General features: G+C 69.9%; 27 protein-coding genes and 1 pseudogene. 16 read left to right on the top strand and 12 right to left on the bottom strand.

What is annotated here, in order from left to right; translation table 11 throughout:
- The first annotated feature begins 112 nt into the window (after positions 1 to 112).
- Positions 113 to 1750: a Na+/H+ antiporter gene (locus tag J7357_RS15365; protein WP_209247756.1), complete on the top strand. Its 1638-nt coding sequence runs from the start codon at positions 113 to 115 to the stop codon at positions 1748 to 1750.
- Between the two features lie 109 nt (positions 1751 to 1859).
- Here the strand turns inward: J7357_RS15365 and J7357_RS15360 are convergent, their stop codons facing one another.
- Positions 1860 to 2339 (bottom strand): Lrp/AsnC family transcriptional regulator, encoded by a 480-nt coding sequence (locus tag J7357_RS15360; protein ID WP_209247754.1) that lies wholly within the window; start codon positions 2337 to 2339, stop codon positions 1860 to 1862.
- 111 nt (positions 2340 to 2450) lie between these two features.
- Between J7357_RS15360 and J7357_RS15355 the strand changes: the two genes are divergently transcribed.
- From J7357_RS15355 to J7357_RS15345, 3 genes are all read left to right on the top strand, one after another.
- The gene (locus J7357_RS15355) at positions 2451 to 3380 is read left to right on the top strand and encodes a DMT family transporter (protein ID WP_209247752.1); all 930 of its coding nucleotides are present in this window, start codon (positions 2451 to 2453) and stop codon (positions 3378 to 3380) included.
- 161 nt (positions 3381 to 3541) lie between these two features.
- On the top strand, positions 3542 to 4489 hold the full coding sequence (locus tag J7357_RS15350) for an ABC transporter ATP-binding protein (protein WP_209247750.1): 948 nt from the start codon (positions 3542 to 3544) through the stop codon (positions 4487 to 4489).
- Positions 4486 to 5247 carry an ABC transporter permease gene (locus tag J7357_RS15345; RefSeq protein ID WP_019801505.1) on the top strand — a complete coding sequence of 254 codons (762 nt, stop codon included), beginning with the start codon at positions 4486 to 4488 and terminating at the stop codon, positions 5245 to 5247. Before J7357_RS15350 ends, J7357_RS15345 begins: the two co-directional genes overlap by 4 nt.
- Before the next feature lie 87 nt (positions 5248 to 5334).
- On the opposite strand, the gene J7357_RS15340 is transcribed toward J7357_RS15345, so the two are convergent.
- Positions 5335 to 5577 (bottom strand): DUF3297 family protein, encoded by a 243-nt coding sequence (locus J7357_RS15340; RefSeq protein WP_010343635.1) that lies wholly within the window; start codon positions 5575 to 5577, stop codon positions 5335 to 5337.
- Between the two features lie 146 nt (positions 5578 to 5723).
- Here J7357_RS15340 and J7357_RS15335 point away from each other — a divergent pair, with 146 nt between their 5' ends.
- On the top strand, positions 5724 to 6263 hold the full coding sequence (locus J7357_RS15335) for a hypothetical protein (protein ID WP_209247748.1): 540 nt from the start codon (positions 5724 to 5726) through the stop codon (positions 6261 to 6263).
- Positions 6264 to 6437: 174 nt separating this feature from the next.
- On the opposite strand, the gene J7357_RS15330 is transcribed toward J7357_RS15335, so the two are convergent.
- The 6 genes from J7357_RS15330 to msrB form a co-directional block, all read right to left on the bottom strand.
- Positions 6438 to 6722: a DUF4031 domain-containing protein gene (locus J7357_RS15330; protein WP_209247746.1), complete on the bottom strand. Its 285-nt coding sequence runs from the start codon at positions 6720 to 6722 to the stop codon at positions 6438 to 6440.
- 8 nt (positions 6723 to 6730) lie between these two features.
- The gene (locus J7357_RS15325; protein ID WP_209247744.1) at positions 6731 to 7267 is read right to left on the bottom strand and encodes a hypothetical protein; all 537 of its coding nucleotides are present in this window, start codon (positions 7265 to 7267) and stop codon (positions 6731 to 6733) included.
- 106 nt (positions 7268 to 7373) lie between these two features.
- On the bottom strand, positions 7374 to 8567 hold the full coding sequence (motB, locus tag J7357_RS15320) for a flagellar motor protein MotB (protein ID WP_209247742.1): 1194 nt from the start codon (positions 8565 to 8567) through the stop codon (positions 7374 to 7376).
- Positions 8568 to 8574: 7 nt separating this feature from the next.
- Complete coding sequence (motA, locus tag J7357_RS15315) at positions 8575 to 9429, bottom strand: flagellar motor stator protein MotA (protein ID WP_209247740.1); 855 nt, start codon at positions 9427 to 9429, stop codon at positions 8575 to 8577.
- Between the two features lie 112 nt (positions 9430 to 9541).
- Positions 9542 to 9943, bottom strand: coding sequence for a hypothetical protein (locus tag J7357_RS15310; RefSeq protein ID WP_209247738.1), 402 nt, complete (start codon positions 9941 to 9943; stop codon positions 9542 to 9544).
- A gap of 39 nt (positions 9944 to 9982) precedes the next feature.
- The gene (gene msrB, locus J7357_RS15305; RefSeq protein WP_209247736.1) at positions 9983 to 10447 is read right to left on the bottom strand and encodes a peptide-methionine (R)-S-oxide reductase MsrB; all 465 of its coding nucleotides are present in this window, start codon (positions 10445 to 10447) and stop codon (positions 9983 to 9985) included.
- Positions 10448 to 10585: 138 nt separating this feature from the next.
- Between msrB and J7357_RS15300 the strand changes: the two genes are divergently transcribed.
- Complete coding sequence (locus tag J7357_RS15300) at positions 10586 to 11035, top strand: hypothetical protein (protein WP_209247735.1); 450 nt, start codon at positions 10586 to 10588, stop codon at positions 11033 to 11035.
- Between the two features lie 123 nt (positions 11036 to 11158).
- Positions 11159 to 11539: a host attachment protein gene (locus J7357_RS15295; protein ID WP_010343256.1), complete on the top strand. Its 381-nt coding sequence runs from the start codon at positions 11159 to 11161 to the stop codon at positions 11537 to 11539.
- Positions 11540 to 11563: 24 nt separating this feature from the next.
- On the opposite strand, the gene J7357_RS15290 is transcribed toward J7357_RS15295, so the two are convergent.
- Positions 11564 to 12043, bottom strand: coding sequence for an Lrp/AsnC ligand binding domain-containing protein (locus J7357_RS15290; protein WP_010343257.1), 480 nt, complete (start codon positions 12041 to 12043; stop codon positions 11564 to 11566).
- A gap of 136 nt (positions 12044 to 12179) precedes the next feature.
- Here J7357_RS15290 and J7357_RS15285 point away from each other — a divergent pair, with 136 nt between their 5' ends.
- The gene (locus J7357_RS15285) at positions 12180 to 13487 is read left to right on the top strand and encodes a D-amino acid dehydrogenase (RefSeq protein WP_209247733.1); all 1308 of its coding nucleotides are present in this window, start codon (positions 12180 to 12182) and stop codon (positions 13485 to 13487) included.
- The gene (alr, locus tag J7357_RS15280) at positions 13466 to 14539 is read left to right on the top strand and encodes an alanine racemase (protein WP_209247731.1); all 1074 of its coding nucleotides are present in this window, start codon (positions 13466 to 13468) and stop codon (positions 14537 to 14539) included. Before J7357_RS15285 ends, alr begins: the two co-directional genes overlap by 22 nt.
- A 49-nt stretch (positions 14540 to 14588) precedes the next feature.
- Here the strand turns inward: alr and J7357_RS15275 are convergent, their stop codons facing one another.
- Positions 14589 to 15158: a DUF3016 domain-containing protein gene (locus J7357_RS15275; protein WP_209247729.1), complete on the bottom strand. Its 570-nt coding sequence runs from the start codon at positions 15156 to 15158 to the stop codon at positions 14589 to 14591.
- 191 nt (positions 15159 to 15349) lie between these two features.
- On the opposite strand from J7357_RS15275, the gene J7357_RS15270 reads away from it, so the two are divergent.
- The 5 genes and pseudogenes from J7357_RS15270 to J7357_RS15250 all read left to right on the top strand — a co-directional run bounded on the left by J7357_RS15270 (position 15350) and on the right by J7357_RS15250 (position 20120).
- Positions 15350 to 15820, top strand: a complete 471-nt coding sequence (locus tag J7357_RS15270; protein WP_209247727.1) for a hypothetical protein — start codon at positions 15350 to 15352, stop codon at positions 15818 to 15820.
- A 19-nt stretch (positions 15821 to 15839) separates the two neighbouring features.
- Entirely contained in the window at positions 15840 to 16085 is a 246-nt protein-coding gene (locus tag J7357_RS15265; protein WP_209247994.1) for a hypothetical protein, read from the top strand.
- A 218-nt stretch (positions 16086 to 16303) separates the two neighbouring features.
- A pseudogene (locus tag J7357_RS15260) lies at positions 16304 to 18247 on the top strand (ATP-binding protein); the annotation flags it as partial.
- A 143-nt stretch (positions 18248 to 18390) separates the two neighbouring features.
- The gene (locus tag J7357_RS15255; RefSeq protein ID WP_209247723.1) at positions 18391 to 18711 is read left to right on the top strand and encodes a DUF3247 family protein; all 321 of its coding nucleotides are present in this window, start codon (positions 18391 to 18393) and stop codon (positions 18709 to 18711) included.
- A gap of 74 nt (positions 18712 to 18785) precedes the next feature.
- A complete protein-coding gene (locus J7357_RS15250) occupies positions 18786 to 20120 on the top strand; it encodes a sorbosone dehydrogenase family protein (protein ID WP_209247721.1) in 1335 nt (444 codons plus the stop codon).
- 283 nt (positions 20121 to 20403) lie between these two features.
- Here the strand turns inward: J7357_RS15250 and J7357_RS15245 are convergent, their stop codons facing one another.
- Positions 20404 to 20667 carry a hypothetical protein gene (locus J7357_RS15245; protein ID WP_209031578.1) on the bottom strand — a complete coding sequence of 88 codons (264 nt, stop codon included), beginning with the start codon at positions 20665 to 20667 and terminating at the stop codon, positions 20404 to 20406.
- Between the two features lie 143 nt (positions 20668 to 20810).
- Here J7357_RS15245 and J7357_RS15240 point away from each other — a divergent pair, with 143 nt between their 5' ends.
- Together J7357_RS15240 and J7357_RS15235 are read left to right on the top strand one after the other, a co-directional pair.
- Positions 20811 to 21881 carry a methyltransferase gene (locus J7357_RS15240; protein WP_209247719.1) on the top strand — a complete coding sequence of 357 codons (1071 nt, stop codon included), beginning with the start codon at positions 20811 to 20813 and terminating at the stop codon, positions 21879 to 21881.
- Entirely contained in the window at positions 21878 to 22585 is a 708-nt protein-coding gene (locus J7357_RS15235; RefSeq protein ID WP_209247717.1) for a pseudouridine synthase, read from the top strand. The genes J7357_RS15240 and J7357_RS15235 overlap by 4 nt, the downstream gene beginning before the upstream one ends.
- Positions 22586 to 22646: 61 nt before the next feature.
- Here the strand turns inward: J7357_RS15235 and J7357_RS15230 are convergent, their stop codons facing one another.
- The gene (locus J7357_RS15230) at positions 22647 to 23234 is read right to left on the bottom strand and encodes a DUF1415 domain-containing protein (protein WP_209247715.1); all 588 of its coding nucleotides are present in this window, start codon (positions 23232 to 23234) and stop codon (positions 22647 to 22649) included.
- Positions 23235 to 23244: the final 10 nt, after the last annotated feature.

The raw sequence follows: 23244 nt of genomic DNA, 5'->3' as shown, positions 1-23244 counted from the left end.
GTAGCCTGGACGCCGCCCGCCCCACTGGACATCGCCGCCGCGGTGCGCTTTGCTTGCAGGCTCCCCCATTCATGGGCGGCGCCGCCGGCGTGGCGCCGCCGTCCGGACGAGCATGCATTCGATCGAAGTGGTCTTGGCGATGTTGCTGGCGGTGGTGGCCAGTGGCTACCTCGTGCGTGTCCTGCCGTTCTCGCTGCCGCTGCCGCTGGTGCAGATCGGCCTGGGCGCGATCATCGCCGGCGTGTTCAAGAAGGGCTATGCGCTGGAGCCGGAGCTGTTCTTCCTGCTGTTCCTGCCGCCGCTGCTGTTCCTGGACGGCTGGCGCATCCCCAAGCAGGGCCTGTTCCGCGACAAGGGCGTGATCCTGGAGCTGGCGCTGGGCCTGGTGGTGTTCACCGTCATCGGCGCCGGCTTCCTGATCCACTGGATGATCCCGACCATGCCGCTGGCGGTGGCGTTCGCGCTGGCCGCGGTGGTGTCGCCGACCGATCCGATCGCGGTGTCCTCGATCGCCGCACGCGCACCGATCCCCAAGCGGCTGATGCACATCCTGGAAGGCGAATCGCTGCTCAACGACGCGTCCGGCCTGGTCTGCTTCCAGTTCGCGGTGGCCGCGGCGATCACCGGCACGTTCTCGCTGGCCGACGCCTCGCTGACCTTCCTGTGGGTGGCGCTGGTCGGAGTGGCCGCCGGCATCGCCGTGGTGGTCGGCACCAGCCTGGCGCAGCGCTGGGTGTGGCGCCAGGTCGGCGAGGAGCCGGGCGCGGCGATCCTGGTCAACCTGTTGCTGCCGTTCGCCGCCTACCTGCTGGCCGAGGCGATCAACGCCTCGGGCATCCTCGCCGCGGTCGCCGCCGGCATCGCCATGAGCTACGTGGAGCTGAGCGGCCGCGCCCCGGGCAGCATGCGCGTGCAGCGCTCGGCGGTGTGGGACATGGTGCAGTTCACCCTCAACGGCATCATGTTCGTGCTGCTCGGCGAGCAGTTGCCGGGCATCGTGCAGGGCGCCATGCACAACATGGACGAAGCCGGACACCTGGACCCGTGGTGGCTGCCGGCCTACGCGCTGGCGCTCTACGTCGGCCTGCTGCTGCTGCGCTTCCTGTGGGTGTGGCTGTCGCTGCGCTGGACCCTGCTCAAGGCGCGCCGCCGTGGCGAGGACCGGCAGAGCCCGCCGTGGCGGATCGTGGTGGCGACCTCGCTGGCCGGCGTGCGCGGTGCGATCACCCTGGCCGGCGTGCTGACCCTGCCGCTGGTCCTGCCCAGCGGCGCCGCGTTCCCGGCGCGCGACCTGGCGATCTTCCTGGCCAGCGCAGTGATCGTCACCTCGCTGCTGGTCGCCAGCATCGGCCTGCCGCGGCTGCTGCGCGGGCTGGAGCTGCCGGAAGAGCCGACCGACCGCCTGGAAGAAGACCTGGCCCGGCGCGAATCCTCGCGTGCGGCGCTGGCGGCGGTGGAGAAGCTGCGCCAGCGGCTGGTGCAGGACAGCGAGCATGCCGACCTCTACAACGAGGCGGCGATCCGGGTCAGCGCCCTGTACCAGCGCCACCTCGATCACGGCGAGGCGATGGAGAGCGATCCGGAAGAAGCGCGGCGCCTGGACGACGTGCTGCGCCAACTGCGCCATGCCGGCCTGCAGGCCGAGCGCCAGGAGCTGTTCAAGCTGACCCGCCAGCGCAAGATCTCCGACGAGATCGCCCGGCGCCTGATCCGCAACCTGGATCTGCTGGAGGCGCGGCGCAAGAGTTGATCGACGGCCGGGAATGGGGAGTCGGGAATGGGGATTCGTGAAAGCGGCTTCCTGGCGCCGTTGCAGATTTTTCGCGGTGTCGTTGCTCGCGCTCGGCCAGCGCGCCGGACTAGGTCTCTTCGGCCAGCGGCGGCAGTCGTCGCGGCACCGGGGTCGACTTCACGATCGCGGTATTGGTTTCGGCGCGATCGGTGACTTTCGCCAGGATGCTGTCCAGGTGCGCGATGGTGCGCAGGTACAGCCGGCAGATGAAGCAGTCTTCGCCGGTCACCTTGTCGCACTCGACGAACTCCGGGATGCGCTGCAGCAGTTCCTCCACCAGGTGCAACTGCCCCGGCAGCGGTTTGACCCGCACGATCGCCTGCAAGGTGTAGCCGAGCGCGCGTGGGTCGAGTTCGACCGTGAACCCGGCGATCACGCCCTGCTGCTGCAGCCGGCGCACGCGGTCGGCGGTGGCGGGCGCCGACAGGCCGATCTGCCGGGCCAGTTCGCTGGTGGCCATGCGCGCGTCCTGCGCCAGGGCGGCAAGGATGGCGCGGTCGATCGGGTCGAGCGTGGTGGCAGTCGGGGTGGAAAGGCGGTTTTGCATGATGACCTTTGTTTAAAAGGTAAGTGCCGCATCCTGCCTAAGTTTAGGCATGTCTTCGAGCGGTTGTGGTTCCTACAATGGCTGCCATTCGCAGCATTGCAAGGAACCGGGATGGCTTCCAACGAAATTCGCCGTGGGGCGGCCGAGATGGTCGTGGCCATGCTCATGTCCGGCACGATCGGCTGGCTGGTGGTGTCGTCGGGGCAGTCGCCGTTCAACGTGGTGTTCTTCCGCTGCCTGTTCGGCGCCGCCACGTTGCTCATCGTCTGCGCGGCACTGGGCCTGTTGCGGCGCAAGGCGTTTTCGCCGCGGATGCTGGCGCTGGTGCTGCTCGGCGGGGTGGCGATCGTGGCGAACTGGCTGCTGTTGTTCGCCGCCTATGGTCGCGCCTCGATCTCGATGGCCACTGCGGTCTACAACACGCAGCCGTTCATGCTGGTCGGGCTGGGCGCGCTCGTGTTCCGCGAGCGCATCAGCGCCTCGACCGTGGCGTGGCTGGCGGTGGCCTTCGTCGGGCTGGTGGGCGTGGTGCGCATCGCCCCGGCGGTGCTCGCAGTGCCGGGCGAGTACCTGCAGGGCGTCGCCCTGGCGCTCGGCGCGGCGTTTCTGTACGCGGTGTCGTCGATCGTGACCAAGCACCTGAAAGGCACGCCGCCGCACCTGCTCGCGCTGCTGCAACTGGGCATCGGCATCGTGTTGCTGGCGCCGTTCGTGCATTTCGACGCCTTGCCGGCCCGCCCCGGCCAGTGGCTGGATCTGGTCGTGCTCGGCGTGGTCAACACCGGGGTGATGTACGTGCTGCTGTACGGCGCCATCCAGAAACTGCCTACCGCGATGATCGGCGCGCTGTCGTTCATCTACCCGGTGGTGGCGATCGCGGTCGATCGCATCGCCTTCGGGCAATCGCTGGCGTGGACGCAGGTGCTCGGGGCGTTGCTGATCCTGCTGGCGGCGGCCGGGGTCAACTTCGGCTGGCGCGTGTGGCCGTGGCCGCGCGCGGCGCGGGCGCCTGCCAGCGAGCTCAAGACCGGCGAGCGCTAGCCCACGGCGCGACGACGGCGTCGCCCGGCGGTTGCGGACCCTGGCTGGCGCACTGTCCCGCATCCGGGAGAGTGCTTCCGCCGGATCGGGATTTATCCATCACGATCGGGCTTCTACCCTGGGGGCCGTTTCCGCAGCCGCCGCGCGCCCAGGGAGTCCCCGTGTCGCCGATCATTTCCGTACAACAGCTCACCAAGACCTATGCCGGGGGCTTCCAGGCGCTCAAGGGCATCGATCTGGAGATCCGCCGCGGCGAGATCTTCGCCCTGCTCGGCCCCAACGGTGCCGGCAAGACCACGCTGATCAGCATCATCTGCGGCCTGGTCACCCCCAGCAGTGGCCGGGTGCTGGCCGATGGCCACGACATCGTGCGCGACTACCGCGCCGCGCGCGGCAAGATCGGCCTGGTGCCGCAGGAACTGGCCACCGATGCATTCGAGACGGTGTGGGCGACGGTGCGCTTCAGCCGTGGCCTGTTCGGCAAGCCGCGCGACGATGCGCACTTGGAGCGGGTGCTGCGCGAACTGTCGCTGTGGGACAAGCGCGACAGCCGCATCTCCACCCTGTCCGGCGGCATGAAGCGGCGCGTGCTGATCGCCAAGGCGCTGGCCCACGAGCCATCCATCCTGTTCCTGGACGAACCCACCGCCGGCGTCGACGTGGAGCTGCGTCACGACATGTGGCAGATGGTGCGGCGCCTGCGCGAGCAGGGCACCACCATCATCCTGACCACGCACTACATCGAGGAGGCCGAGGACATGGCCGACCGCGTCGGCGTGGTCAATCGCGGCGAACTGGTGCTGGTGGAGGACAAGCGCACGCTGATGCGCAAGCTCGGCAAGAAGCAGCTGGCGCTGACCCTGCAGGCGCCGTTGACGAGGGTACCGGCGGCGCTGGCGACGCAACCGCTGGAGCTGTCCGCCGACGGCGCGACGCTGACCTACACCTACGACGCGCAGGCCGAGCAGACCGGCATCGGCGCGCTGCTGCGGCAACTGGAGGCGCAAGGCGTGGAGATCAAGGACCTGCAGTCCAGCGAGAGTTCGCTGGAGGAGATCTTCGTCAACCTGGTGCGGCCGGCGTCGGCCGCGGCGGAGGTGCGCGCATGAACCTGCACGCGATCGCCGCGATCTACCGCTTCGAGATGGCGCGCACCTTCCGCACGCTGACCCAGTCCATCGCCTCGCCGGTGCTGTCGACTTCGTTGTACTTCGTGGTGTTCGGCGCGGCGATCGGCTCGCGCATGGGCGACATCGACGGTATCCGCTACGGCGCCTACATCATCCCCGGGCTGGTGATGCTGTCGCTGCTCAGCGAAAGCATCTCCAACGCCTCCTTCGGCATCTACATGCCGCGCTGGGCCGGCACCATCTACGAGGTGCTGTCGGCGCCGGTGGCGTGGTGGGAGGTGGTGATCGGCTATGTCGGCGCGGCGGCGAGCAAGTCGGTGCTGCTGGGCCTGCTGATCCTGCTCACCGCGCGCAGCTTCGTGCCGTACGAGATCGCGCATCCGCTGTGGATGTTCGGCTTCCTGGTGCTGACCGCGCTGACCTTCAGCCTGTTCGGCTTCATCATCGGCGTGTGGGCCGACGGCTTCGAGAAGCTGCAGGTGATCCCGTTGATGGTGATCACGCCGCTGACCTTCCTCGGCGGCAGCTTCTACTCGATCAACATGCTGCCGCCGCTGTGGCAGAAGATCAGCCTGTTCAACCCGGTGGTGTACCTGATCAGCGGCTTCCGCTGGGCGTTCTACGGCAAGGCCGACGTGCACATCGCGACCAGCCTGGGCATGACCCTGGCGTTCCTGGCGCTGTGCCTGGGCGTGGTCTGGGCGATCTTCCGCAGCGGCTACCGGCTCAAGCCCTGAGCGCAGCCCAAGGGTCGCGCGGCGTGCGGCCGCGCGTGGCAACGCGCTGGCAGACGCTGTGCCTGCCGGCGCTCGCGCTTACCGCGTTTACTTGGCGTCGAGCCAGAACGCCTCGACCGTGCCCTTGACCTTCATGGTCATCGGATTGCCGCGGCGGTCGCGCGCCTTGCCGACCTGCACGCGGATCCAGCCTTCGCTGATCGAGTACTCCTCGACGTTGTCGCGCTCCACGCCGTTGAAGCGGATGCCGACGCCGCGCGACAGCGTCTCGGCATCGTGGAACGGGCTCTGCGGGCTGACCGCCAGGCGGTCGGGGGGCGTGTCGGACATCGTGGTGGCTTCGCGTGACGGCGGACAGCGCCGTCTTCCGGGCTGCGAAGGATAAACGCCCGCGGCGCCGTTGCCGAGTTCCGCGCTTCCGTCGCCGCGCCGGGCGCGGCACACTGGCGCTCCCCCGAGATGCCCGATGCGCCGCCATGCCCGACAACAGCGCCGACTACGACGAGCCCGACGACCTGTTCGACGACGACGACGATCCGGACACCCAGCAGGGCCTGATCTGGAACCTGCTGCTGCTGATCAATCCCGGCGACGAGGAAAGCGCGCTGCGCCAGTTCGACGCCTACCGCGAGGCCGCCGGCGAAGCCGAGCGCGAGGACGCGGACTGGCTGTGGACGCTGAAGGACGCGATCGACTGGCGGGCGGGCTTCTACGTCGACGGCCACGACCGCGAGGCGCTGATCGGCGCGATCGACGAACTGGCCGCGCGCTGGAACCTGCGGATCGACTGGGGCGGCGACGTCGACGACGCCGATTTCCTCGAGGACCACGACAGCGCCTCGCTGCTGGCGGTGGCCTACGACCGCCTGCGCGAGCACGGCTACAGCGTCTGGTGCTGGGACGCCGGCAGCGAGATCCGCGCCGGCTGGATGGCGCTCAGCCGCGACGACCAGGACATGCAGCGCCTGGCCGCGATCCTGGGCATCGACCTGCGCCCGGGCAGCGATCCGTTCTAGGCCCGCGCATGCGGAGCCCGGGTTGTAGTGGAAATGGTGCCCCGTGTTGGCAAGCGCTGACGGCAGCGCCGACCTCGGATTGCTCCTTGTGGGAGGGACTTCAGTCCCGACTGCAGTGAGGTGGACGCATCAATGGCTGCGCTTGTCGCCGCCGCCGCGCCGGCAACGCCCCGGTCAATGCGCCTCGCCCCGCGCCTGCGCACGCGCATGGCGGATCAGCGCTTTCAGCAACTCGCGATCGCTGTGCCGCGAGACCGGCACCGCGCCCAGGCGGATCGCCTCATCGCGCAGGGCGGCGGGCACGTCGTAGTGCGCGCCGCTGAGCTTGTTCTGGAAGGCGCGGCGGGGGATGCCCAGCCGCGCCGCCATGGCGTGCAGTTCGTCCAGCGTGTCGGCGAGCAGGTGGCCCCAGCGCTGGCCGCGCCAGGGATGCACCGCATCGTCGATGTAGACCGCCACGCGCCAGGTCAGGCCGGCTTGTGCGTGCCGTCGGCATCCGCCGCGGGTTCCGCGGTGGCGCTGCCGTCGGCCTCGGCCGGAGCGGCAGCGTCCGTCTCCGCTGCGGCGTCCGCGTCGGCCCCGTCCTCGTCCTCGTCCTCGTCCGCACCATCCGCTGCACCATCGCCCGCAGCGAACTCGGCGACCAGCGCGTCCAGGTACTCGGTCGGGGTCTGGCCGGCCTCGGCCGCCAGCGCGTCGATCATCTGCTGCAGCTGCGCCGAGTAGTCGAGGGTGATGGTGTTGCCTTCCTGCTCCTGCAGGTTGGCCAGGTGCTTGAGCATCGCCAGCATCGGCACCGGATTGTCGGCATTGCCCATGGTCTGGCCACCGACCGACAGCAACCACTGGCGACCCTGCAGGCCGATCGCGGCCAGCACGCGGCCGCTCTCGTTCTGCAGCACGGCGTGGTTGGCGATGGGCTGCTCGCGGCCCAGGCGGGCGAAGGGGCGCGGCGACTGCTGCTTCTTGCGCTTGTCGCGCTTGGCTTTGGATTGCTTGGACACGGCGGTCTCGTTGGCGAAGTGGCGGCCATTGTAAGCGCCGCGCCGTGTGCGGTCCCGCCGGTGCCTGTCTGCCCGGCCGCCAGCGGCACAGCGAGCACTGCCGCGATCAGCGTGCGCTGGTCGCCTCGGTGCCGCCGGCGCCGGCGGCAGCCGTCACCGGTGCCCCGCCGTTGATGCTGCGCAAGGCATCGCGCGCAGCGGCGGCGGCCGCCTCCGGCGAGGTCGTGCGCGGTTCGACGATCTGTACCGAGGCCTTGCCGGACGTCGCGGCCGGGGCTGTCGGGGCAGTGCCGTTCGTGGCGGCAGGCGCTGTCACGGGCGCGCCCTTGCCGGCGGCCGGCGCTGCGGCCGCGTCCGCCGCCGCCGCGCTCAGGTCCGGCACCTTGGTGTCGGCGTCGGGCTGCACCGTGCCCAGGGCGACGCTGTGGTCGCCATCGGCGGTGGCGGCGTCCTCGGCATCCTTGGTCATCACCACGATGCTGATGCGGCGGTTGATCGGATTGTTCGGTACCTGCTTGTCGAACAGCACCGACGAGGACAACCCGACCACGCGCGAGACCTTGTCCTCGCCCATGCCGCCGGCGACCAGCTCGCGGCGCGCGGCATTGGCGCGGTCCGCGCTCAGTTCCCAGTTGCTGTAGCCGTTCTTGGCGCTGTACTGGGTGACGTCGGTGTGGCCGGTGATGCTGATGTGGTTGGGCACCTGGTTGATGAAGCCGGACAGCTCGTGGAGGATGCCGCGGGTATAGGGCTTGAGCACCGCGCTGCCGAGGTCGAACATCGGCCGGTTCTCCTTGTCCACGATCTGGATGCGCAGGCCGTCCGGGGTCAGGTCCAGCAGCAACTGGTCCTTGAACGGTTCCAGCGCCTGGCTCTTGTCGATGGCTTCCTTCAGTTCCTGCATCAGCGTTTCCAGGCGTTGCTTTTCCTTCTCGCGCTGCGTGGTCTTGCTGTCGTCGCCCTTCAGGCTCTTGCTGCCGAACGGATCCTTGTTGTTGCCGCGCTGCATCTCGCCGGCGCCGCCGAGCTTGATCATCGAGGTGCTGGCGCCGCCGGGGCCGGCCATGCCGGGACTCGGCGCCGGGCTCTTGCCGGACAGCGGGCTGGGGTTGCGGAAGTATTCGGCGATCGCCGCGCGCTGTTCCTTGGTGGTGGCCGCCACCAGCCACAGCACCAGGAAGAACGCCATCATCGCGGTCACGAAGTCGGCATAGGCCACCTTCCACGCGCCGCCGTGGTGGCCGCCGCCCTGGACCTTCTTGACCCGGCGGATGACGACGGTGGGCTTGGTCTCGGCCATGACCGCGTTACTTGATCGTCTTCAGATGGGTTTCGAAGTCGGCGAAGCTCGGCCGCACGTCGGTCGGCAGGGTCTTGCGCGCGAATTCGAGGGCGATCTTCGGGTTGTAGCCGCGCAGGCAGGCCAGCAGCGCGGTCTTCACCGATTCGAAGATGCGGCTGTCCTGCTCGGCGCGCGCTTCCATCGCCGCCGACAGCGGCGCGACGAAGCCGTAGGCCAGCAGGATGCCGAGGAAGGTGCCGACCAGCGCCGCGCCGACGTGGTGGCCGATCTCCTCGATCGGGCCGCCGATCGCGCCCATGGTGATGACGATGCCCAGCACCGCGGCGACGATGCCGAAGCCGGGCAGGCCGTCGGACACCTTGCTCAGCGCATGCGCCGGCGCCATCGCCTCGTGGTGGTGCTTCTCCAGCTCCAGTTCCAGCAGCGGTTCCAGTTCGTGCGGCTCGATGTTGCTGCCGATCATCAGGCGCAGGCAGTCGGTGATGAAGTCGAGCAGGTGGTGGTCGGCCAGCACCTTCGGGTAGTTGCCGAAGATCGCGCTGTCGGCCGGCCGCTCGACGTGGTCTTCCAGGGCCATGAAGCCGTCGCGGCGCGCCTTGTTCAGCAGTTCGTAGATCAGGGTCAGGGTGCTGCGGTAGTCGTCGGCCTTGTACTGCGGGCCCTTGAACACGCCCATGACGCCGGACAGCGTCGCCTTGACGATCTTGCCCGGGGTGCTGACCAGGAACGCGCCCAGCGCCGCGCCGCCGATGATCATCAGCTCGTAGGGCTGCCACAGCGCACCGAGTTTGCCGTTAGAGAGCAGATAGCCGCCGACCACGCTGAGGAGGACGACGACGAAGCCAACGATGATGAGCATGGCGGAGCAGCCTGCGGGCCGGAACGGGGACGCTCTAGATGTCGGCCCGGCGCCGCCGTTCTGAAGGTGTGAACCGTGCCGGGTTTTTGGCGGCCGGCGGCGGCCCGCCCGCTCAGCCGGTCATGCCGCTGTCATGCCGGACGCATTTGAGCGTCTCGCCCAGGCCCGCCAGGGTCAGCGTGGCCTGGTCCGGCTGCGCCTGCAGAAAGACGTTGCCCAGCGCATCGGTGTAACGCGCGCCGGTGGCGGCACCGGCATCGGTACGCTGCATGTCCAGGCGGGTGCCGCGCACCTGCAGCGCCAGGCGCTCGCGCGCCGGATCGGCGGCCGCCTGCACCAGTTCCTCGCCGCAGCGCCACTGCATGGGCAGGGCATCGGCCTGCAGGCCGGGTGCGCTGGCGGGCGACGGCGCGGCGGCGACGGGCGCGGCCTGCGCCGGCGGCGGGGTGGGGCTGCGCTGGCAGGCGCCCAGAGTGAGCGGCAGCAGCAAGAGGGGAAGCAACGAGCGACGCATACCGGTGGTCTCCCTGTGGCGGCGCGGCTGCGCCGGGAATCAGGCCGGTTCGGTCTCGCCGCCGCCGCGGTGCAGCGGGTTGGGCAGCGCCTGGCCCTGTTCGGTGAACTGCAGCGAGACCGAATTCAGGCAGTGGCGCTCACCGCTCGGCGGCGGGCCGTCCGGGAACACATGGCCGAGATGGCTGTCGCAGCGGGCGCAGACGATCTCGGTGCGGATCATGCCGTGGCTGGTGTCGCGTATCTCGCGCACGTGGTCGGGGTGGTAGGGCGCGAAGAAGCTCGGCCAGCCGGTGCCGGAATCGAACTTGGCGCTGGAGCGGAACAGCGGCAGCCCGCACAGCCGGCAGGTGTAGACGCCCTCCAGCTTGTTGTCCAGGAACACGCCGCAGAACGGCGCCTCGGTACCGTGCTGCAGCAGCACCCGGCGTTCCTCCGCGTTCAGTCCGCCGATCAGGTGCTCGCGCTCGGCAGCGGTGGGAGGCGTGAGGTCGAAACGGCTCATGGCGTGGCCCGTGGCTGGAAGAGGGGAAAAACAACATGAGGGCTGTACGGGGCGGATCAAGCGCACCGCGTGGCGTCGACGCGGCCGGATCGATGCGCTAGCGTGGAATCCTCTTGCCGGCCCATCGATGGAGCCACCGTGAACCGCTTGCTGCCCTGCGTTGCCATCGCCCTGCTCGTGCCGGCGCTTGCCGCCGCGCAGCATCTTCAGCCAGTCCCCGGCGCACCGGCCAGCGATCGCGACGCCAACACCCTGCAGTCCGCACCGGCGCCGGCGCCGTCGGTGGCCAGCCGCCTCGACGAGCGTCCCTCGGCATCGGCCTCCGCTCCCAAGGCGACGCCAGTCCCCTCCAGCCTGGACGACCGGCCGCAGGGGCAGGCCAAGCGCAAGCGCCCGGCCAGCCAGGCGGTGCCGGCGGCCGCCGCGGTGGCCGACCCGTCCGCACGCCGCCCGGTGCGCCTCTACGACCGCCGCGGCCAGCTGATCCCCGGCGCGATGCAGGTCGGGCCCAATCGCGCGCTGGATACCCGCACCGGCCGTTACTACACCACCGTGCCCAGCGGCGACGGGGTGCGCATCCAGGACTGAGGCGCCTGCGCGCGGGCGGCGAACGCGCGGCGAACGCCGCGTGGCCGCCATCCTCACAAATCGGTTCCTAGACTGGCGGACCGGCCGCGACTGCCGCGGCGCCACGTTTTCGCAGGAGAACCGATGAGCAAGCTTCCCGACAACACCCTGATCGTCGTCGCCGACCGCACCACTGCGCGCCTGTTCCGGGTCAACCTGGCCGGCGAGACCGCGCTGCTGGAGCAGACCGAAGTGCTGAACCCGACGCCCATCGAGGGCGTGGAGGACGGCGACCGGCCGATGACCATGGATGAGGCCGGGTTCGTGCGTCAGATCGCCGAGCGGCTGTACCAGGACGCGCTGCGCGGGCAGGTCGAGCACCTGATGCTGGTCGCCGACCCGCACACGCTGGGGCAGTTGCGGCCGCTGCTGCACAAGGAGGTCCAGAAGCGGGTGGTGGCCGAACTGGCCAAGAACCACGCCAATTCCTCGCGTGACGACCTGGAGAAGCTGCTGGTCTCCTGACCCGCACGCATCCGCACGCAACGCTCAGTCGGCGATCGGCAGGCTGAGCGTTTCCTTCACTTCTTCCATGACGATGTAGCTCTTGGACTCGCGCACGTGCGGCAGGGTTAGCAAGGTGCTGCCCAGCAGCTTGCGGTAGGACGCCATCTCGCTGATGCGGGCCTTGAGCAGGTAGTCGAAGTCGCCCGAGACCAGGTGGCACTCGAGCACGTTGGGCAGCTTCAGCGCGGCGCGGCGGAATTCCTCGAAGATGTCGCCGGACTTGTAGGCCAGGCTGATCTCCACGAACACCAGCAGGCTGGCCTTGAGGTAGTGCGGGTCCAGCCGTGCGTAGTAGCCGGTGATGGCGCCGTCGCGTTCCAGCCGGCGCACCCGCTCGGTGCATGGCGTGGTCGACAGGCCGACCCGCTCGCCCAGTTCGGTGAAGGAGATGCGCCCTTCCTGCTGCAGGATGCGCAGGATCTTGCGGTCGATCTTGTCCAGTTCGCGAGGGCGTGCGGCCATGCGGGCGGGTCTCAGGGGTTTGGCCTGCAAGGCGGGCAGAAGTCAGGGGAAAATCCTGGGTTGTGCTGCCTATACTGCACCGAACTTCTGCCCTGGTGCCATCCAGCCAGGGAATTGATCCAAGCGGAGTAGGCGCATGCGGGTTCTGGTTCTCGGCAGCGGTGTGATCGGCACCACCACGGCGTGGTATCTGGCCCGCAGCGGCTGCGAGGTGACGGTGGTCGACCGCCAGCCGGCGGCGGGGCTGGAGACCAGCTACGCCAATGCCGGGCAGGTCTCGCCCGGCTACGCGTCGCCATGGGCGGCGCCGGGGGTGCCGCTGAAGGCGCTGAAGTGGCTGTTCCAGCGCCATGCGCCGCTGGCGATCACGCCCACCGCCGACTTGCAGCAGTACCTGTGGCTGGCGCAGATGCTGCGCAACTGCACGGCCGAGCGCTATGCGATCAACAAGGCGCGCATGGTGCGCCTGTCCGAGTACAGCCGCGACTGCCTGGACCAGTTGCGCGCCGAGACCGGCATCGCCTACGAAGGCCGCCAGCTCGGGACCACCCAACTGTTCCGTACCCAGCAGCAACTGGACGGCGCGGCCAAGGACATCGAGGTGCTGCGCGAGTACGGCGTCCCCTACGAGCTGCTGGACCGCGCCGGCATCGCCCGGGTCGAGCCGGCCCTGGCCAGCGCGCCGGCCAGCCTGGTCGGCGCGCTGCGCCTGCCCAACGACCAGACCGGCGACTGCCGCCTGTTCACCCAGCGCCTGGCGGCGATGGCCGCCGCGGCCGGCGTGCAGTTCCGCCAGGGCGACACCATCGAGGCGCTGCAGGCCGATGGCGACCGCATCGACGGCGTGCGCATCGGCGGCCGGGTCGAGCGCGCCGACCGCTATGTGGTCGCGCTGGGCAGCTATTCGCCCGGCCTGCTGGCGCCGCTGGGCATCCGCCTGCCGGTGTACCCGCTGAAGGGCTACTCGCTGACCCTGCCGATCCGCGACGCCGCGCTGGCGCCCACCTCCACCATCCTCGACGAGAGCTACAAGGTGGCGATCACCCGCTTCGACGAGCGCATCCGCGTCGGCGGCATGGCCGAACTGGCCGGCTTCGACCTGTCGCGGCCGGCGCGCCGCCGCGCCACCCTGGAAAAGGTGGTCAACGACCTGTACCCGCGCGGCGGCGACCTGGCCGCGGCCGAGTTCTGGACCGGGCTGCGCCCGGCCACCCCGGACGGCACGCCGGTGGTCGGCGCCACCGGCTACCGCAACCTGTTCCTCAACACCGGCCACGGCACGCTGGGCTGGACCATGGCCTGCGGCTCCGGTCGCTACCTGGCCGACCTGATGGTCTCGCGGCAGCCGCAGATCAGCGGCGAGGGCCTGGACATCTTCCGTTATTCCCGCGGTTCCGCCGCGTCCGTCGCAGAGGCCGTCGCGTGCGCCCAGCCCGTGCAGTGATCGATCTCGGCGCGCTGCGCCACAACTACCGCCTGGCCCGCCGGTTGAGCGGCGGCAAGGCGCTGGCGGTGGTCAAGGCCGATGCCTACGGGCACGGCGCGGTGGCCTGCGCGCGCGCGCTGGACGGCGAGGCCGACGGTTTCGCGGTGGCCTGCATCGAGGAGGCGCTGGAACTGCGCCAGGCCGGCATCGTTGCGCCGATCCTGTTGCTGGAAGGCATCTTCGACGCCGACGAACTGCCGCTGGTCGCCGAACACCGGCTGTGGTGCGCGGTGGCCTCGCCCTGGCAGGTGGAGGCGATCGCCGCCTTCGCCGCGCCGCAGCCGCTGTGCCTGTGGCTGAAGCTGGACAGCGGCATGCACCGGCTGGGCCTGGCGCCGGACGAGTTCCGCGCCGCGCACGCGCGGCTGAGCGCGCTGCCGCAGGTCGAGCGGCTGGTGCTGATGAGCCACTTCGCCCGTGCCGACGAACTGGACAGCGCGCGCACGCGCGAGCAGGTGGAGGTGTTCCGCCAGGCCACCGCCGGACTGGCCGGCGAGACCAGCCTGTGCAACTCGCCAGCGCTGCTCGGCTGGCCGGAGCTGCGCAACGACTGGGGACGGCCGGGGCTGATGCTGTACGGCGCCGACCCGTTCGCCGCCGCGGCCGCGCTGCCCGGCGAACTGCGCCCGGTGATGACCCTGCAGTCCAGGATCATCTCCGTGCGCGACATCGCGCCGGGCGAGCCGGTCGGCTACGGCGCGCGCTTCGTCGCGGCGCGGCCGACCCGGGTCGGGGTGGTGGCGATCGGCTATGCCGACGGCTATCCGCAATTCGCGCCCAACGGCACGCCGGTGCTGATCGACGGCGCGCCCGGCGCACTGATCGGACGCGTGTCGATGGACATGCTGACCGTGGACCTGACCGACCACCCGCAGGCCGGCCTCGGCAGCGAGGTGAGATTGTGGGGCGAGCAACCGCGCATCGATGCGCTGGCCGGGCGCTGCAGTTCCAGCGCCTACCGATTGCTGTGCGGCCTCAAGCGCGCGCCGCGCGTCTATCTCGACGCGTAAGCCAATGGCTGACGGCGCCGGCGCGATGCCGACGCCACGCGCGGGGGCCTCAGCGCTCGGCGACCGTGCTGTCCTTGCGCAACTGCCGGCGCAGCCACTCGTCGAGCATGCGCTTTTCGTAGCGCAGCGGATCGGTGCTCAGGCCGACCGAGCTGTTGTACAGGTAGCTGGGGTCCATCAGTTTCGGCTGGCCCTGCGCCAGCACCTGGCCGTCGGCGCCGTACAGGGTGAAGTCGAAGCTGATCCGTGGCGGGTACAGGTCGCGCATCACCCGCACGTCGTTCCAGTTGGGGCCGTGCCACGGCTCGAAGTCGCCGGCGCGCTTGATGTCGGTCAGCTTGATGTCCAGGCGCTGCCCGGGCTGCAGTTGCTTGGCGGCCTGCTTCTGCAGGTAGGTGGCCAGGTCCTGCACCCAGTCGCCGCGTTCGGCCTCCCAGCGGTTGCGGCTCTGCCGCAGTTCGCTGAAGGTGGCCGGGTCGGCCCAGCTCACCTGCACCGGGCCATCGCTGGCGAGGCTGCGCGGGGCCTGCGGGTCGGTGACGTTGCGGATCTCGGCGGAGGCGCCGCCCGCCCACAGGCAGGCAACAGCCAGCGCCGTCCAGGCATGGCGGATCTTCATGGCGGATCTCCAGGAGGCGTACGCGCAGTGTGTGCCTGCGCCGGCGCGCCCGCAATCGCGGCGAGCCGCGCAGCGACGACCGTTGACCGCGGATTCATCCGCCCGGCATGACGGACGGCTCACATCGCCTCGCCGCCTGCTTCACGGCGCGCGCGCGAGCATGGCGGCCACTCGAGCACCACGGGGATCGCATGAAGACGCCGCTGTTCCACCAGGCCTACACCGGTAGCGATGTGCGCCTGCAGTTCATCGACTGGGCCAAGCGGCACGGGCACAGCCCGGCCAGCGGTGCGGCCGCGTTCGTCGAGCACCAGGCCAACCTGGACGAGGCGGCACGCCAGCTGCGGCTGAATCCCGGCGACGACGTGCGGCACCTGCTGCGGCGCTACCTGGTCTCGCTCGGCGAGGCGCAGGACGTGGCCGTGCAGTTCCCGCCCAGCTACCACTACCGCAGCCCGCAGGGGCAGAGCTTCCGCTACACGCTGACCCTGGTGCTGGCCGAGGACGGCGTGGAGTGGAAGGCGCGGGTCTGGACCGGCCTGGAGTACCTGGGCCTGATCGTTGGCCGTGGCGCCGGCCCGCGCGCCAACTACACGCGCCTGGCGCGGATGGCGGTGGAGCACGAACTGGCCAGCGACGCACCGCGTTTCACGCTCGGCTGAGCAATTCAGGAACCTTGGCATGTCCGTCGTCAGCGCCCCCGAGCGATCCGTCGTCCCAGAAGACTTCCGCCGCCAATGCCGGCAGTTGGGGCCGGCACGCGTGCAGCAATTGCTGGAGGCGTCGCCGCCGCCGTGGCGCGAAGAGGCCGAGCGCTGGCTGGAGGAGCAGGCCTTGCGCAATGCCCGCCTGACCCAGTGGATGGTGCTGGCCGGCATCGGGCTGTCGTTGCTGGGCATCGTGCTGGTGATCGCCTTCTATTGGTGACCGCTGGGCGACGGCAGATCTGTGCGGCGGCTTGACGTCGGCGGAGTGGCTTAACAAGATGGGCGTTCCGCCTCGCTGTTCCTGGCGCGTCGTTGTTGCGCCGCGGATGCCGGGCACTGTCTTCATCCGTTGCCGTAGGCCGCTTCCAGAGCTACTCCGTCATGCATGCCAGTCCAGACTCCACCGCGTCTTCGTTCGCGCAGGCGACGGACCTGCAGTATCGCGAGATCTTCGACAAGATCGATTCGGGCTTCTGCGTGATCCAGATGCTGTTCGACGGCGACCGCGCGGTCGATTACGTGTTCCTGCAGGTCAATCCGGCCTTTGAGCGCGAGACCGGCCTGCGCGACGTGGTCGGGCGGCGCATCCGCGAGTTCTCGCCGACGCACGAGGAACACTGGTTCCAGCGCTATGGCGACGTGGCCCTGACCGGGCGTTCGGCCAAGTTCGAGAACGTCGCGGTCGCGCTCGGGCGCTGGTGGGCGGTGGATGCGTTCCGGATCGGAGCGCCGGAGCTGCGCCAGGTCGCCGTGCAGTTCCTCGACATCACCGAGCGCAAGCGGGTGGAACGCGACCTGGCCGAAAGCGAGGCGCGCTTCAGCGCCCTGGCCGAAGGCCTGCCGATGCCGGTCTGGGTGCTGGACGCCAGCGGCGAACTGCGCTTCACCAACACCGCCTACGCCCAATTCTTCGGCATCGACCTGGACACCGACGATGCGCGCCCGGGCTGGGGCGACGTGCTGCATCCGGAGGATGTAGGCGTGTTCGCCTACGAACTGCGCAGTGCGCTGCACGACCAGCGCAACCTGCGCGCCCTGGTGCGCGCGCGCCGTCACGACGGCGAGTGGCGCTGGGTGGAGATGACCGCGGTGCCGCGCTATTCCGCCGAGGGCAAGTTCATCGGCCTGGCCGGCAGCAGCCCCGACGTGACCGAGCGCCGCGACATCGAACTGGCGCGCGAGCAACTGCTGGAATCCGAGCGCAGCGCGCGCAACGCCGCCGAGAGCATGGCGCGGCTGAAGGACGAGTTCCTGGCGACGCTGTCGCACGAACTGCGCACGCCGCTGACCACCATCCTCGGCTGGAGCGACCTGCTGCTGCAGCGGCTGCCGCCGGGCGACCCGAGCAGCAAGGGCCTGTCGGTGATCGCCAGCAGCGCACGCGCGCAGCAACGGCTGATTTCCGACATGCTCGATCTCAGCAGCATGCTGCTGGGCAAGGTGCAGCTGGAAGTGGAGGCGCTGGACCTGGCCGAGCAGGTGCGCGAGGCGATGCGTGCGCAGGAACCGGTGGCCGAAGGCAAGGACCAGGCGCTGACCCTGCAGGCGCCGACGCAGCCGTGCATGGTGCTGGGCGACGCCACGCGCCTGCAGCAGGTGTTCTGGAACCTGCTCTCCAACGCGATCAAGTTCACCCCGGCGCACGGGCGCATCGCCCTGGCGATCGCGCTCGAGGACGATGGCGAGCACGTCAGCGTGGCGGTGCGCGATTCGGGCGATGGCATCCCGCCGGAATTCCTGCCGCATCTGTTCGGCCGCTTCCGCCAGGCCGACAGCACCACCACGCGCCTGCACGGCGGCCTCGGCCTCGGCCTGGCGATCGTGCAGCAACTGGTGGAGATGCACGGCGGCCAGATCAGCGCGGCCAGCGAAGGCCGCGGCCGCGGCTCGGTGTTCACCGTGCGCCTGCCGCTGCACCGCGACGCGCCGGGCTCGCGCCCGCTGCGCGAAGTGCGCGCCTTCGCGATGGCCGAACAGGTGGTCGAGGCGTATTCGCTCAAGGGCATGCGCCTGCTGGCGGTGGAGGACCAGCCGGACATGCTCGACTACCTGCGGCGCCTGCTCGAGGAGCAGGGTGCCGACGTGGTCGCGGTGGGCTCGGCCAGCGAGGCGCTGGAGGTGCTCGACAGTGGCGGCCATGCCGCGATCGACGTGATTGTCACCGACATCGGCATGCCGGGCATGGACGGCTACGGCCTGATCCGCACCGTGCGCGAGAACATGGGCCTGGGTGCGGACGACCTGCCGGCGGTGGCGGTGACCGCGCTGGCGCGCGCCGACGATCGCCAGCGCGCGCTGCAGGCCGGCTTCCAGGAACACCTGGCCAAGCCCTACAGCGTGGCGCAGCTGGTGTCCGCGGTGCGCTTCGCGCGGCAACGCTAGGGAACGTCCTCGATCGACGGGCATGCCGCGCCCGCTCGATCCAGTGCGGCATGTGCGGCAACCGAGCGGATGTCCCGGCGCTCTTGTCCGCTGGCTCACGCCGGCGGCGCTAGGCTGCAGCGGTCCCCACACGGAGTCCGCCGATGACCCAGTTTGCCGAGCGTATCCACACCGACCAGGCGCAGATCCAGGCGCTGGAAGCGTTGATCCTGCAACTGCCCGGCCAGGCGCATGTGCGCATCGAATTGCACGATGGCAGCGTGTGCTTCGGCACCGTGTCGGTGCGCCCCAGCATCCAGCAGTTCCGCGACGCCGAGGGCAACGAGGGCAGCAATGCGCAGGTGCGCATCGACGACCTCGACGACCCGGCCCGGCACCGCTATCTGTGGCTGGACCAGATCCGCAGCGTGCGCCAGCTTCCCCCACGGCCCTGGGATGTCGATCCGCGCGACGCCGCCTCTTGACGCATCTTTCACTTTTCGCGTGGCGGGGCTGTGCATCATCGGCGTTCCCCCGTGTTCCCGGATATCCAAGACGCATGGCCATGTCTTCGCCGATTCGTGCCCGTTGGGTGTTGTGTGCGCTCAGTGCCGCCCTGCTCGCCGCCTGCGGCGACACCGCCAAGCACGCCATCGAGGACGGCATGGGGCCGGATCCGGTATTGCCCGATCCGGTCAAGCGCATGATCCCCACGGTCAAGGTCGCCGAGGTCAAGCGCTGGGCCGATGGCGCCGCGCCGGTGCCGGCCGCCGACCTGGCGGTGCAGGCCTTCGCCCGCGATCTCGACCATCCGCGCTGGCTGTACGTGCTGCCCAATGGCGACGTGCTGGTCGCCGAAACCGCCGAGCCGCCTGCCCCGGAAAAGGAGGGCAGCGGTCTGCGCGACAAGATCCAGGGCGCGATGATGTCCAAGGCTGGCGCCAGCGTGCCCAGCGCCAACCGCATCACCCTGCTGCGCGATGCCGACGGCGACGGCGTCGCCGAGGTGCGCACGCAGTTCCTCAAGGGCCTGTATTCGCCGTTCGGCATGGCCCTGGTCGGCGACCGCCTGTACGTGGCCAATGCCGATGCCCTGGTCAGTTTCCCGTACAAGGACGGCGATACGCAGATCACCGCCGCGCCCAGCTTCGTCGCCAACCTGCCTGGCGGTATCAATCACCACTGGACCAAGAGCCTACTGGCCAGCCGCGACGGCAAGAAGCTGTACGTGGGCGTCGGCTCCAACAGCAATGTCGCCGAGAACGGCATGGACCAGGAGCTCAACCGTGCCGCGATCCTGGAAGTGGACGCGGCCAGCGGTGCCACCCGCGTGTTCGCCAGCGGCCTGCGCAATCCGGTGGGCCTGGCCTGGCAGCCCGGCACCGACACGCTGTGGACCGTGGTCAACGAACGCGACGAACTCGGCAGCGACCTGGTGCCCGATTACCTGACCTCGGTGCGCGAGGGCGGCTTCTATGGCTGGCCGTACAGCTACTACGGGCAGCATGTGGACGAGCGGGTGCAGCCGCAGAACGCGGAGATGGTGGCCAGCGCGATCAAGCCCGACTATGCGCTGGGCCCGCACACCGCCTCGCTCGGCCTGGCCTTCTACGAGGGCGCACTGCTGCCGCCGACCTACCGCGGCGGCGCCTTCATCGGCCAGCACGGCTCCTGGAACCGCAACCCGCCGTCCGGCTACAAGGTGATCTACGTGCCCTTCGTCAACGGCAAGCCCAGCGTCAAGCCGCTGGACGTGCTGACCGGCTTCCTCGACGCCGAAGGCCGCGCGCAAGGCCGCCCGGTCGGCGTGGCGGTGGACAAGCCGGGCGCGCTGCTGGTCGCCGACGACGTCGGCAACGTGGTGTGGCGGGTGACGCCGAAGCCGGGCAAGTGACGATAGGCGTTGTCGGTCGTAAGACAGGCTTCAGTCGCGGGATTTTTTGAATCCTGTCGCGGCTGAAGCCGCTCCTACGAAAGTCCTGGTCACGCGGTGCGGCACAGGATCCACGTATTCCGCATCCCTCCAAGCGCGGCTGTGTGCTTCGAAGAGGATACGGATGCACTCGTGGCACTCGTAGGAGCGGCTTCAGCCGCGACGGGCATTCTCGGGAACGCCCGTCGCGGCGGAAGCCGCTCCTACATATCAAGTTCGGAAGGACGACGCCAACCGTCTGGCGTCAATGCTCCACCGGCGCCGGCTCCACGCCGAAACGGCGGGCGTAGCCGCGTTCGTCGAACACGCGCTGCACTTCGGTGTCGCCCAGTTCCGGCGCCGCATAGACGGCGTAGACCACGCTGCCGTCGTCGCGTGCGCCGCGCTGGTGCAGGCGGTAGCGCGGGCGCCCGGTGCCGGTGTTCTCCGGGTAGTGCAACGGCGGCTGGCTGCCATCCAGATCCACTTCGCTGTTGTCGACGACGCCGCCGATGAACACTGCGCGCATGCTGCCTCTCCAGTCGTTGGGTGCCTTGCAGCCTAGGCGCGGCGATGTTGCCGAAACATCAATGATGCGTTGGATTCGCGCAAAACCGGGCCCGCCGCCGGCTGCCGGTAGAATGCGCGTCCCTGTTCCGACGACCACGCCCGATGCCGGCCGCGCAAGACGCCCCCCTCGAGACCCTGTTCCTGCCCTTCGCCCAGGGCGTGCTGCGCTGGCCTGCCGGTAAGGTGCTGTTCCTGCGCGCCCGCGACGGCTGGGCGCTGCGCCAGCACGCGCAGCCGGCGCACCTGGTTTGCGAACAGGACTACCGACCCTTCGCCAGCGCGCTGCAGCAAGGCGGCTGGACGGTGCGCGCCGAGCAGGAAGGCGATGCCGATGCCGGCGGCTACGCGCTGGTGCTGGTGCTGCCGCCGCGCCAGCGCGAGGAAGCGCGGGCGTTGCTGGCGCGCGCGGTGGCGCTGACCGCGCCGGGCGGCGTGGTGGTGGCCTGCCAGGCCAACAACGAGGGCGCGCGCTCCGGCGAGGACGATCTGCAGCAGCTGGCCGGCCTCGGCGGCAAGCTGACCAAGCACCACTGCCGGGTGTACTGGACCGCGCCGCTGCAGGGCGGCCACGACGCCGCGCTGCAGCAGCGCTGGGCCAAGCTGGACGCGGTGCGGCCGATCCTGGATGGGCGCTTCCGCAGCCGCCCGGGCGTGTTCGCCTGGGACCGCATCGATCCGGCCTCGGCGCTGCTGGCCGAGCACCTGCCCGCCGACCTGCGCGGCCGCGCCGCCGATCTCGGCGCCGGCTACGGCTATCTGTCGGCCGAGCTGCTGGCGCGCTGCACGCAGCTCACCGCACTGGACCTGTTCGAGGCCGACGCGCGCGCGCTGGCGCTGGCGCGCGCCAACCTGGCGCAGGCGCCGGCTGCGGTGACGCTGGGCTTCCACTGGCACGACGTGACCACCGGCCTGCCCGGACACTACGACGTCATCGTCAGCAACCCCCCGTTCCATGCGCCGGGGCGGATGGAACGGCCGGACATCGGCCGGCGCTTCATCGCGGTGGCGGCGCAGACGCTGGCGCCCGGCGGGCGGCTGTTCCTGGTCGCCAACCGCCATCTGCCCTACGAAGCGGTGCTTGATGCCAGTTTCGGGGAGACCGAGGTGCTCGCCACCCGCGACGGCTTCAAGCTGATCCACGCGGTGCGCAGCCGCGGCGGAGCGCGCCGATGAAACTGGTCAAGCACCTGGCCAACCTGGGCTACGGCAGCCGCAAGCAGGTGGCGCTGATGTTCCGCGAAGGCCGCATCACCGACGCCGAGGGCGAGGTGCTGTATGCCGACGACCAGGTGCCGCACGCGGCGATCCGGGTCGATGGCGAAGCGTTGGATCCGCCTCCGGGGCTGATCCTGGCGCTGCACAAGCCGGTCGGCTACACCTGCTCGACCAAGGACCCGGGGCGCATCGTCTACGACCTGCTGCCGCCGCGCTTCCGCCTGCGCTCGCCGCTGCTGTCCACGGTCGGGCGGCTGGATCGCGACACCAGCGGCCTGCTGCTGATGACCGACGATGGCGCACTGCTGCATCGCATCGTCTCGCCGAAGGCGCGCCTGGCCAAGGTCTACGAGGCCACCCTGGCCGAGGACCTGCGCGGCGACGAAGCGGCGCAGTTCGCCAGCGGCACGCTGCTGCTCGACGGCGAGACCACGCCGCTGCTGCCGGTGGAGATGGAGACGCTGGGGCCGCGGCAGGTGCGCGTGGCCCTGCACGAAGGCCGCTACCACCAGGTGCGGCGCATGTTCGCCGCCGTCGGCAATCACGTGGCGGCGCTGCACCGCAGCCGCATCGGCGGCTTCGCTCTGGGCGATCTGCCTTCAGGACAGTGGCGGGTGCTTGAGGCGGCGGACGTGGCGCGCTTGTTCGAGGGTGGGGAGTAGGGATTGGGGATTCGGGATTGGCAAAGGCGCGATGCTCCTCGCACCGCGGCGAATCCCGCTTTTACGAATCCCGAATCCCGAATGCCGAATCCCGCCCCTCAACCGCCCGCTTCCAGCCCTCCAGCCCCAGCTTCTCCAGGGTCTGCAGATTGCGCTCGACGATCACGTCCGCGTCCGGGAATGCGGCCACCGCGCGTTCCACGCTGTCCTCGCGCAGCAGGTGCAGGGTGGGGTAGGGCGCGCGGTTGGTGTAGTTGCCGATGTCGTCCGGCGCGGTGCCGGCGAACTGGTACTGCGGATGGAAACTGGCCACCTGCAGGATGCCCTGCAGGTCCAGCGCCTCGACCGCGGCGTCGGCGTTGTCGAGGAAGTCGTTGTAGTCCAGGAAGTCCTGCAGCACGTCCGGATGCACGATCAGCGTGGTGTCGATCTGCTCGGCCGGGGTGTCGCGCAGCAGCACCAGTTCCTCGGCCAACTGTTCGAGCAGCGTCTCGGGCGTACTGGCGTCGCTGAGCACGTAGCGGATCTGCTGCTTGACGTGCACGGCCTTGGCGAAGGGGCACAGGTTCAGGCCGATCACGGCGCGTTCCAGCCAGCGGCGGGTGTCGCCCAGGTAGTCGGGCGCGTCGCCGGGAGTCTCGTCGTGCATCGGTCGCGGA

Source organism: Xanthomonas sp. D-109, from assembly GCF_017746095.1.
Lineage (GTDB): Bacteria > Pseudomonadota > Gammaproteobacteria > Xanthomonadales > Xanthomonadaceae > Xanthomonas_A > Xanthomonas_A sacchari.
This window is presented reverse-complemented; position numbering and strand designations above follow the sequence as displayed.